Genomic DNA, 1,655 nt, shown 5'->3' with positions numbered 1-1,655 from the left:
TATCAGGTTTAGGTGTATTCGGGTCATAGGAGGGTACCACTGGGTACTTCATCTCAGAAGATTAAAAAACTTTTGGGAAGGGGTATCCAGCCTCCAACTTCATCACTGGAAAAGTAGATTGTGCCCAATATTGCCATTTTTCATACGAATTATGCGTCATCTAGATTTGGTCCGATTTCAAGACCGACTTGCTGTAGCCTCTTTGACCAAACCAATCTCACCGTACTTGCTACCAAGATCCCTGCCTCATCGCGATTCTTCTCTTAACCGATGACCAATGCATTTCTATGGCATGCTCTTAAGCCGATCGAAAGAGGATTTATAATGTAAAAATCAAAGGAGAAGATATAAGAAATGTCATATAGATATTAACTTGATCGGAGTTGAGGATATCGTGAAGGCTATAGCAGTCCGTCCCAAAGAGAAGGATAGCGCTAAGTTAATCGACATCGATCTGCCGGATCTCGGAGACGAAGATGTTCTCGTAAAGGTCCGCTCTGTCGGTCTCGACGGGACTGATAAGGATATATTTGATGGAGACTATGGCTCCTCTCCACCGGGTGAAGAGATGATTATACCGGGCCACGAGTCTCTGGGCCGGGTTGAGAGGGTGGGGAAGGATGTCAAATCCCTTCGTCCTGGAGATATGGTGGTGGCCACCGTCAGAAGGCCTGACGACTGCATCAACTGCCTCGCCGGCGAGTACGATATGTGCCTCAAAGGCGGATATACTGAGAGGGGATTGAAGGGTCAGCACGGCTTCCTCTCTGAGCGTTATGTAGAAGATGAGGCATTTCTGATCAAAGTTCCTCCCGAGCTCGGCGACCTGGCCGTACTCCTGGAGCCGATGAGCGTGGCCGAAAAGGCGGTCAGGATGGCTTTCGCCGTCCAGAGGAGATTGACCTGGCACCCGGAGGTCTCGATGGTCACGGGCACAGGATCCTTGGGCCTTCTTACGGCCATGCTCCTCAGGCTCAGAGGCCTGGGTGTGATATCGGTCGATCGATCCGATGATGAATATAAGGCCGGCATCTTCTCAGACCTGGGAATACTTCACTTCAACACCGAGAAGACCAACCTCCACGATATCCCCAAGGCAGTGGGAAAAGAGATCGACCTGATCGTCGAAGAGACGGGCAGCTCGATTGTAGCTTTGCACTCCATAATGGTCGTGGGAACAAACGGAGTGGTGGTCTTGGCCTCGATTACGGGAGGAGACAAGCGGATGGAGATCTGTAGCGACTGTTTCAACCAGGGGCTCGTCCTCGGAAATAAGGCTGTGGTGGGGACGGTCAACGCTCATCGGCGGGATTTTGAACGGGGGATTGTTGACCTGCTGGCCATAGAGGAGAGGTGGCCGGGGGTGCTCTCAAGGCTAATCACAGCGAGATATCCTCTGGAGGATTTCAAAGAGGCATTATCCTCTATGCAAGACAACATAAAGGTGGTAATCGATCTCGATGGCGGCCAATCAGGGGGAGGATGAAGATATGACCCGACATATCGCCCTGGGAAATCAGTCTTTGCTGGTTATAGTCATTCGCATAAATCTTTATAATGCATATTATTCAATAAAAATTTCTCTATCCAATAACCTGCATAACTTTTGCATTTAGCGAAACTACAAAAGGACTCCGCAATGATACGTTTCATCT

The 1,655-nt window shown here is 49.5% G+C and carries 1 protein-coding gene; it reads left to right on the top strand.

Features of this window, described 5'->3' with window-relative positions; all coding sequences use genetic code 11:
* The first annotated feature begins 373 nt into the window (after window positions 1-373).
* A complete protein-coding gene (locus tag P0O24_RS12420; RefSeq protein WP_316970065.1) occupies window positions 374-1,486 on the top strand; it encodes a glucose 1-dehydrogenase in 1,113 nt (370 codons plus the stop codon).
* Window positions 1,487-1,655: the final 169 nt, after the last annotated feature.

Origin of the sequence: Candidatus Methanocrinis alkalitolerans (assembly GCF_029167205.1) — an archaeon.
GTDB lineage: Archaea > Halobacteriota > Methanosarcinia > Methanotrichales > Methanotrichaceae > Methanocrinis > Methanocrinis alkalitolerans.
The sequence above is the reverse complement of the archived record's forward strand: the minus strand, read 5'-3'. Positions and strand labels throughout refer to the sequence as shown.